The 8,400-nt window shown below is 68.9% G+C and carries 7 protein-coding genes and 1 pseudogene; 7 read left to right on the top strand and 1 reads right to left on the bottom strand.

Going from position 1 to position 8,400, the window contains the following annotated elements:
* Nucleotides 1–559, top strand: a pseudogene (locus N878_RS06460) (MFS transporter); the annotation flags it as partial.
* A gap of 45 nt (nt 560–604) precedes the next feature.
* Here N878_RS06460 and N878_RS06455 read toward each other — a convergent pair.
* Nucleotides 605–1,504: a LysR family transcriptional regulator gene (locus N878_RS06455; protein WP_021442846.1), complete on the bottom strand. Its 900-nt coding sequence runs from the start codon at nt 1,502–1,504 to the stop codon at nt 605–607.
* A 98-nt stretch (nt 1,505–1,602) separates the two neighbouring features.
* Between N878_RS06455 and N878_RS06450 the strand changes: the two genes are divergently transcribed.
* The 6 genes from N878_RS06450 to N878_RS06425 all read left to right on the top strand — a co-directional run bounded on the left by N878_RS06450 (nt 1,603) and on the right by N878_RS06425 (nt 8,239).
* Nucleotides 1,603–2,844, top strand: a complete 1,242-nt coding sequence (locus tag N878_RS06450; protein ID WP_021442845.1) for a 3-hydroxyacyl-CoA dehydrogenase — start codon at nt 1,603–1,605, stop codon at nt 2,842–2,844.
* A complete protein-coding gene (locus N878_RS06445) occupies nt 2,841–4,631 on the top strand; it encodes an acyl-CoA dehydrogenase C-terminal domain-containing protein (RefSeq protein WP_021442844.1) in 1,791 nt (596 codons plus the stop codon). Before N878_RS06450 ends, N878_RS06445 begins: the two co-directional genes overlap by 4 nt.
* 59 nt (nt 4,632–4,690) lie before the next feature.
* Entirely contained in the window at nt 4,691–5,854 is a 1,164-nt protein-coding gene (locus N878_RS06440; RefSeq protein ID WP_021442843.1) for an iron-containing alcohol dehydrogenase, read from the top strand.
* 55 nt (nt 5,855–5,909) lie between these two features.
* Nucleotides 5,910–6,344, top strand: a complete 435-nt coding sequence (locus N878_RS06435; RefSeq protein WP_021442842.1) for a thioesterase family protein — start codon at nt 5,910–5,912, stop codon at nt 6,342–6,344.
* A gap of 63 nt (nt 6,345–6,407) precedes the next feature.
* Nucleotides 6,408–7,472 carry a DUF2157 domain-containing protein gene (locus N878_RS06430; RefSeq protein WP_021442841.1) on the top strand — a complete coding sequence of 355 codons (1,065 nt, stop codon included), beginning with the start codon at nt 6,408–6,410 and terminating at the stop codon, nt 7,470–7,472.
* Nucleotides 7,469–8,239: a DUF4824 family protein gene (locus N878_RS06425; protein ID WP_021442840.1), complete on the top strand. Its 771-nt coding sequence runs from the start codon at nt 7,469–7,471 to the stop codon at nt 8,237–8,239. Before N878_RS06430 ends, N878_RS06425 begins: the two co-directional genes overlap by 4 nt.
* The last annotated feature ends 161 nt before the right edge of the window (nt 8,240–8,400 follow it).

Raw genomic sequence — 8,400 nt, 5'->3', positions numbered from 1 at the left:
GACCTCGGTCAGCACCTTCCTCTACTTCGAGCAGGCGCGTCTGGTGGCCGAATTGTTCCCGGATCGCGCCGCGCAGGTGCGGGTATTCGGCGTGATCGATTTCCTCGTGCAGGCCGGCGCGCTGACCGCGCAGCTGTTCGTCACCGGGCGGGTGGCGCAGCGGCTCGGCGTGCGCGTGCTGCTGTCCGCCGTGCCGGCGCTGGTCTGCCTGGGTTTTCTCGGCCTGGCGCTGGCGCCGACCTTCGCCGTGCTGGCGGCGCTGATGATAGTGCGGCGCATCGGCGAATACGCCTTCGTCCGGCCGGGGCGCGAGATGCTCTTCGCCCCGCTGGACGCCGAGAGCAAGTACAAGGCGAAGAACTTTATCGACACAGTGGTCTATCGCGGCGGCGATGCCCTGAGCGGCTGGGCCAAGGCCGGGCTGGACCTGCTCGGCCACGGCGCCTGGCTGGTGGCGCTGGTCGGCGCACTCTGTGCGGCGCTATGGAGCGCGCTCGGCTGGTACCTGGGCAGCCGCGCGGATCGCCAGGTTGGTGCCGAGCACAGCGGGCGGTGGTGATGGCGCCGGCGCCGTTGGGCTTGGTCGCGGGTTCCTCAGCCCAACCTACTCGGCCACCGCGAGGATTTCCCCGATCAGCCACTGCAGCGCGGCGTCGCGCTGACGTTGCGCCAGGCTGACGATCTCCAGGTGGAAGGGGCCCAAGGCGAAGGGCAGGTCGAACAGCTCAAGCGGCAGCAGGGTGGCGAAATGCCGGGCCAGGGCGGTGGGCAGCACCGCCGCCAGCTCGCTGCCGGCAACTATGTGCGCCGCCTGCAGGTAGTTCGGCGTGGTGTAGAAGATCTGCCGCGACAGGCCCTGCTCGCCCAGCCACTGATCGACCATGCCGCGGGTCTGCCCGCCGTGCACCCAGAGGTGGCGCAGGCGCAGGAAGGTCTCCAGATCCAGGCTGCCCTGGCGCAGCCGCGGATGCTCGCGGCGCACCGCCAGCTTGAGCGTCTCGCTCATCCAGTGGCGACGGGCGAAACGCGCCGGCATCTCGTCGAAACGGCCCAGCACCAGGTCCAGCTCGCCCTTGTCCAACGCCTCCATCGGCAGGCTGGGGCTGAGGTGGCGGATGTCGATGCCGATGCCCGGCGCCTTCTGGCTGAGGCGGTCGAGCAGGCGCGGCATGCACACCAGCTCGACGTAATCGGTGACGGCGATGCGAAAGCGCTGGCGGCTTTCGCCCGGCTCGAAGGCCTCGCCGGCGCTCAGGCTCTGCTCCAGCTGACGCAGTGCGCTGCGGATCGGCGCCTCCAGCGCCAGCGCCCGTGGCGTGGGCTGCATGCGCCGGCCGACGCGCACCAGCAGCGGGTCGCCGAGCAGTTCGCGCAGACGCCCCAGGGCATTGCTCACCGCCGGCTGGCTCAGCGCCAGGCGTTCGGCGGCGCGCGAGACGTTCTGCTCGCGCAGCAGGGCGTCGAGCACGCGTAGCAGGTTGAGATCGAAGTTGGTGAAATTCATCTACTGAATACGTCGTATCACAAGACTAAATTTCAAAAATAGTAGCGGCTTGCTTATGGTGACCCAAGCTTTTTCCTGCGTACCCGAGAGGAACAACAATGACTCAAGTCGTCTCGCCGCTTCGCTGTGCCGCCGTGATCGGCGCCGGCACCATGGGCCGCGGCATCGTCATCAGCCTGGCCAATGCCGGCCTGCGTGTGCTGTGGCTGGATAACAACCCGCAGATGGTCGAGCAGGGCCTGGCGATGGCCGCGGACACCTGGGCGCACAACGTCGCCAAGGGCCGCATCGATGCGGCCGAGGCCGCAGCGCGGCGGGCGCGTGTCGAGGCGGTGGACGGCTACGCGGCGCTGGCCGATGCCGACCTGGTGATCGAGGCGGTGTACGAGAATCTCGAGCTCAAGCAACGCATCTTCCGCGAGCTGGACGCGGTGCTGAAGCCCGGCGCCATCCTCGCCAGCAACACCTCGGCGCTGGATATCGACGCCATCGCCGCCGTCACCGCGCGGCCGGAGGCGGTGCTGGGCCTGCACTTCTTCAGCCCGGCGCACATCATGAAGCTGCTGGAGATCGTGCGCGGCGGCAAGACCGCGCCCGCTGTGCTGCAGGCCGCGCAGGAGCTGGGTGAGCGCATGGGCAAGGTGGCGGTGGTGGCCGGCAACTGCCACGGCTTTATCGGCAACCGCATGCTGCATACCTACGTGCGCGAGGCGCGCATGCTGCTGCTCGAGGGCGCCTGGCCGCAGCAGGTGGATGCGGCGCTGCAGGGCTTCGGCCTCGCCATGGGGCCGTTTCGCATGTACGACGTGGTCGGCATCGACCTGGAATGGCGCGCCCGCGAGCTGGCCGGCCAGGGCCAGGACGACCCGGCGGTGCAGGTGGACAACCGCCTGTGCGAGCTGGGTCGCTTCGGCCAGAAGAGCGGCCAGGGTTATTACCGCTATGCACCCGGCAGCCGCCAGGCCGAGCACGATCCCGAGGTGGACGCGCTGGTGCAGGCCGAGGCCGTACGCGTGGGCTTCACCCGCCGCGATATCGGCACCGAGGAAATTCTCGAGCGCTGCCTGCTGGCGCTGGTCAACGAGGGGGCGAAGATTCTCGAAGAGAACATCGCCGCCAACAGCCGCGATATCGATCTGGTCTATCTCAATGGCTACGGCTTTCCCGCCGAGCGCGGCGGCCCCATGGCGTGGGCCGACGGCGAGGGTGTCGCGGCGATTCATCGGCGCCTGCTGCAACTGACCGAGCGTTTCGGCGCGCACTGGCAGCCGGCGGCGCTGATCGAGCGGCTGGTCAGTCAGAACAAGCGATTCTCCGACGTACAGGAGGGCCAGGTATGAGCTATCAGGCGCCATTGCGCGATATGCGTTTCGTGCTGCACGAGTTGTTCGACGCTGCCGGCCACTGCGAGCGCCTGGGCAACGGCCTGGATCGCGAGCTGATCGACGGTGTGCTGGAGGAGGCGGCGGCCTTCGCCGCAGGCGAGGTCGCGCCGCTCAATCGCAACAGCGACGAGGAGGGCTGCCGCCTGGAAAACGGTCAGGTCAGTACGCCCAGGGGCTTTGCCGAGGCCTACCGGCAATACGTGGACAACGGCTGGGCGAGCATGACCGGGCCGGTGGAGTACGGCGGCCAGGGCTTTCCGCAGCTGGTGGCCTTCGCCTTCCACGAGATGCTGATGGGCGCCTCGCTATCATTCCGCGTCTACTCCGGGCTGACCGAGGGCGCCGTGCTGGCGCTGCACAAGCACGGCAGCGAAACGCTCAAGCAGCAGTACCTGGGCAAGCTGGTCAGTGGCCAGTGGACCGGCACCATGTGCCTGACCGAGCCGCAGGCCGGCACCGACCTGGCCCTGCTGCGCACACGCGCCGAGCCGCAGGCCGATGGCAGCTACAAGGTCAGCGGCAGCAAGATCTTTATCAGCGGTGGCGAGCAGGATTTTTCCGAAAACATCGTCCATCTGGTGCTGGCGCGTCTGCCGGATGCGCCGGCGGGCGTGAAAGGCATCAGCCTGCTGCTGGTGCCGAAATTTATCGCCGCCGCCGACGGCACACCGGGTGAACGCAACACGCTGAGCTGCGGCGCCATCGAGCACAAGATGGGCATCAAGGGCGCCTCCACCTGCGTGATGAACTTCGACGGCGCCACCGGTTGGCTGGTGGGCGAGGCCAACCAGGGGCTGGCCTGCATGTTCACCATGATGAACGACGCGCGCTTTCAGGTCGGCCTGCAGGGCCTCGGCATCGGTGAGGCGGCCTTCCAGGGCGCGCTGCGTTATGCCCGCGAGCGCCTGCAGTCCCGTGGCCTGGCGGGTGTGCAGGCGCCGGACAAGGCGGCCGATCCGATCATCGTTCATCCCGACGTGCGGCGCATGCTGTTGACCCAGAAGACCCTGGTCGAGGGCAGCCGCATGCTCGCCGCCTACACCGCGCGCCAGCTCGACCTGGAGCACGGCGCCGAGTCGGCCGAGGCACGCAAGGCGGCCGGCAAGCGCGCGGCGCTGCTGATCCCCATGGTCAAGGCGTTCTTCACCGACATGGGCCAGGAAGTGGCCAGCCATGGCGTGCAGGTCTATGGCGGCCACGGCTTTATCCGCGAGTGGGGCATGGAACAACTGATGCGCGACAGTCGCATCACCCAGCTGTACGAAGGCGCCAACGGCATTCAGGCGCTGGACTATATCCGCCGTAAATTGCTGGGCGACGGTGGTGCGGAGTTGTCCGCACTGCAGGCCGAGTTCAGCCAGCTGTGCGATGCCGAGGCGGATCGACCGGCCCTGGCTCAGATGGCTAGCCTGGTGCAGGCCCGTCTGGGCGAATGGCGCGAGCTGAGCACGGAAGTGATCGCCGCCTGTCAGCGCGATGTCCAGGAGATCGGCGCCACTTCGGTGGATTTCCTCCAGTACTCGGCCTATGTGCTGCTCGCCGGTTTCTGGCTGCAGGCCGCGGCGCGGGCGCAGGATGCCCTGGAGGCGGGCAGCGGCGAGGCGGGTTTCTACCAGGCCAAGCTGCACAGCGCCGAGTTCTACCTGCGCCGCGTGCTGCCGCGCGCCAGCGCGCACCGCGAAGCCCTGCTGGGCGGCGCGCAGTGCCTGATGGCCATGGATGAGGACAGTTTTGCGTTCTAGCGCGGGTTATTGGTGCGCCGTGCGCACCGAAGGAAACCAGACAACAAGAGGAGCACCCCATGCATCCCTTCAGCTTCGCCACCACCGCGCAGATCCTCTGCGAAGCCGGCGCCAGCCTGCGTCTGGCCGAACTGTGCCGCGAGCGCGGCGCCCGGCGCGTGCTGATCGTCACCGATCCCGGTATCACCCGCCTGGGCCTGCTCGAACCCTTGCTGCCGGGCTTCGCCCGCGCCGGCCTGGGCGTGCAGCTGTTCGACCAGGTGCTGGCCGACCCGCCCGAGGCCGTGGTGCTGGCCGCCGTGGCCCAGGCCCGTGAGCTGCAGGCGGAGCTGATAGTCGGTTTCGGCGGCGGCAGCTCGATGGACGTGGCCAAGCTGGTGGCCTTGCTGGCGCACCCCGACTGCGCTCAGGTGCTGAGCGAGATCTATGGCGTGGGCAATGCCCGCGGCCGGCGCCTGCCGCTGATCCAGGTGCCGACCACCGCCGGTACCGGCTCGGAGGTGACGCCGATCGCCATCGTCACCACCGGCGAGACCACCAAGCTGGGCGTGGTTTCGCCGCTGCTGCTGCCGGATCTGGCCCTGCTCGACGCCGACCTGACTCTCGGCCTGCCGCCTGCGGTCACCGCCGCCACCGGTATCGACGCCATGGTGCATGCCATCGAGGCCTACACCAGCGCGCTGAAGAAGAACCCGCTGTCCGACCTGCTGGCGCGCGAAGCGCTGCGTCTGCTGGCAACCAACCTCGACGAGGTGGTGCACCACGGTGGCAACCGCGACGCGCGCCAGGCCATGCTGCTCGGCGCCTGCCTGGCCGGGCAGGCCTTCGCCAACGCGCCGGTGGCGGCGGTGCATGCACTGGCCTATCCCTTGGGCGGGCATTTCCATATTCCCCACGGGCTGTCCAACGCCCTGGTGCTGCCGCAGGTGCTGGCCTTCAACGCGCCAATGGCCGCGCCGCTGTACGCCGAGCTGGCGCCGCTGGTATTGGGCGAGCAGTTGCGGGCGGGCAGTGCGGCGGCGCAGACCGAGCAGCTGATCGAGGCCCTGGCCGGCTTCAGCCAGCGCAGCGGCCTGCCGACGCGGCTGCGCGATGCCGGGGTGAGCGAGGCCATGTTGCCGACGCTGGCGGCGGACGCCATGCTGCAGCAGCGCCTGCTGGTGAACAATCCGCGCGAGATGAACGAGCAGCAGGCGCTGGCCATCTATCAGGCGGCCTATTGAAACGAGCTTGCCGTAGGGTGCGCCGCGCGCACCGAAGCCACCCCAAGGATTATCGATGAGCCAACCCCAACACCTGCGCGGCGATTACCGCCACTTCCAGCCGATCACCACGCGCTGGCACGACAACGACCTCTACGGCCACGTCAACAACGTGACCTATTACAGCTACTTCGACAGCGCGGTGAATGCCTACCTGATCGCGGCAGGCGGCCTGGACATCCATGCCGGCGAGGTGGTCGGCTTCGTCGTCAGCTCCAGCTGCGACTACTTCGCCTCCATCGCCTTCCCCGACGCCATCGAGGTCGGCCTGCGCGTCGGCAAGCTGGGCAACAGCTCGGTGCAGTACGAGCTGGCGGTGTTCAAGGCCGGCGAGCAGCAGGCCTGCGCCGCCGGGCGCTTCGTCCATGTGTTCGTCGATCGTGCGAGCAATCGCCCAGTACCGATTCCGCCGGCCCTGCGCGCGGCGCTGGAACGCCTGCTGGCGGCCTAGTCCGGGTTCGCCAGGATCGAGCAGCCTGCTAGGCTGTGGGCAGTCATCTGCCAGGTAGTGTCCATGTCCGATCTCGAGCGCGAGCAGGCGCAGCAACGCGCCGCGCGCATCGCCGCCTTCGCCGAGGAGCTGGCCGAGCTGCGTCGCGAGCAAGTGCTGCAGCTGAGCGACGAGCAGCAGCAGGCCGTGGCCAGTCATCATCGCCGGCTGCTGGCGCATTATCGAGAAAGCCTGGATATCGACGCCGATGTCCGCGCCCGCCAGCTGTCGCTGGGCATGCGCCTGGCCTCGCTGTTCGGCGCGCTGGCCCTGGCGGCCGGATTGTTCTTCCTGTTCTACCAGTTCTGGGGCCTGTTCGACGCCGCTGCCCAGGTCGCCATCCTGCTCGGCAGCAGCCTCGGCAGCCTGGCGCTGTGCTTCTGGCTGCAGCGCCGCGATGCCTCCGGTTACTACGCCAAACTGGCGGCCGTGCTGGCCTTCGTCTGCTTCGTGCTCAACCTGACGCTGCTCGGGCAGATCTTCAATATCACCCCCTCGCCCAATGCCCTGCTGCCCTGGGCTGCGCTGGCCCTGCTGCTGGCCTACTCGGTGCGCCAGCGCCTACTGCTGGTGGCGGCGCTGCTGTGCCTGGGGTTGTTCGTCGCCGCGCGGCTGAGCGACTGGGCCGGCTGGCACTGGTGGGCGCTGGGCCAGCGGCCGGAGCACTTCATGCCGCTGGCGCTGCTGCTGTTGCTGCCGCAATGGCTCGACCAGCGCCGCTACCCGGGGTTTGCCGCCTGTTATCGGGCGCTGGGCCTGCTTTACCTGCTCGGCCCGGTATTGCTGCTGTCCTACTGGGGCGAGGCCAGCTACCTCGACTGGCCGGTGCGTGGCGTCGAGGCCTTCTACCAGGTGCTGGGCTTCGTCCTGGCGGGCCTGGCGGTCTGGCTCGGCATCCGCCGCGGCTGGGGCGAGGTGGTCAACGGCGGCCTGGTCTTCGCCCTGCTCATGCTGTTCGCCAAGCTGTTCGACTGGTGGTGGCAGCTGCTGCCGCGCTACCTGTTCTTCCTCCTGCTCGGGTTGATCGCCCTGCTGTTGCTGGTGCTGCTGCAACGCTGGCGGCGCAGCGCCCAGGACGGTGCGGCATGAACCGCGCGCTATGGCTGGGCCTGGGCTTGATCCTGCTGAGCAACGCGGTCGCCCTCGGCGGCGTCTGGTACAACCGCAGCGGCGAGCCCGAGGCGCGCCTGACGCTGAGCCCGCGCGAGCTGGAGCCGGTGTCCGATGCCCTGTTGCGCGGCGAGGAGAACAGCGGGCTGCGTCTGCGGCTGAGCTGGCGCCATGCGGCCGGCAATGCGCGGCTGCCCTGGCTGGACGCGGCCAAGCTGGACGAACTGGGCTTCAGCGCCGAGGACCTCGAGCGGCCGCTAAGCCGTCAGTTGCCGCGCAGGGTCTGGCTGGTGCTGGAGTTGGACGGCCCGGCTTATCGCCGCCAGCTGGACGGCGCGCGCCAGGCCCTGCAGGCCGCCGAAAGCGCCCTGCAGGCGGCGCCGGACAACCAGGAGCTGCAGCGCCAGCGCGACGAACGCCGCCGCCAGCTGCAATACGAGGAGCAGCAGGCCAGTCGGCTGATGCTGGTGGATGCGGGCGTAGATGCCGAGGCGCTGCGTCGGCGCTGGCCGGATCGGCGACGCCTGGTGCTGCTGTCCGGGCGGATCGAGCCCTATCGGCACGGCGCGCAGGCGGACTACGGTGCCAGTATCCGCCTGGACGGCGCTCGCTTGAGCCTGCCCCGCGCCAACCGCGAGCTGTTTCGCGGCTGGCCGCGGGGCCATGACGAAACAGGGCCCAAGGTGCAGGTCGAAGTCGCCTTCGGCCGTCGCCATGAGCCCTGGGTGCTCAGCGTTCGTCAGTGATGACGATGCCAGTGCTTCTTGTGCTTCCGCTTGCCGTGGTAGTGGTGATGATGATGCACGTCGCGATAGCCGTGGCGGTCGTCGCGGTAGCTGGTGTTGCCCAAATGGTTGCCCAGCGCGCCGCCGGCGCCGCCGCCCACCGCCGCGCCGACCAGGCCGCC

The organism is Pseudomonas sp. EGD-AK9, from assembly GCF_000465935.2.
Lineage (GTDB): Bacteria > Pseudomonadota > Gammaproteobacteria > Pseudomonadales > Pseudomonadaceae > Aquipseudomonas.
This window is presented reverse-complemented; position numbering and strand designations above follow the sequence as displayed.

Bases quoted from the DNA above. Each gene is read 5' to 3' on its own strand.
- N878_RS06445 (WP_021442844.1), top strand. From the start codon at position 2,841: ATGAGCTATCAGGCGCCATTGCGCGATATGCGTTTCGTGCTGCACGAG.
- N878_RS06425 (WP_021442840.1), top strand. From the start codon at position 7,469: ATGAACCGCGCGCTATGGCTGGGCCTGGGCTTGATCCTGCTGAGCAAC.
- N878_RS06450 (WP_021442845.1), top strand. From the start codon at position 1,603: ATGACTCAAGTCGTCTCGCCGCTTCGCTGTGCCGCCGTGATCGGCGCC.
- N878_RS06440 (WP_021442843.1), top strand. From the start codon at position 4,691: ATGCATCCCTTCAGCTTCGCCACCACCGCGCAGATCCTCTGCGAAGCC.
- N878_RS06455 (WP_021442846.1), bottom strand. From the start codon at position 1,504: ATGAATTTCACCAACTTCGATCTCAACCTGCTACGCGTGCTCGACGCC.
- N878_RS06435 (WP_021442842.1), top strand. From the start codon at position 5,910: ATGAGCCAACCCCAACACCTGCGCGGCGATTACCGCCACTTCCAGCCG.
- N878_RS06430 (WP_021442841.1), top strand. From the start codon at position 6,408: ATGTCCGATCTCGAGCGCGAGCAGGCGCAGCAACGCGCCGCGCGCATC.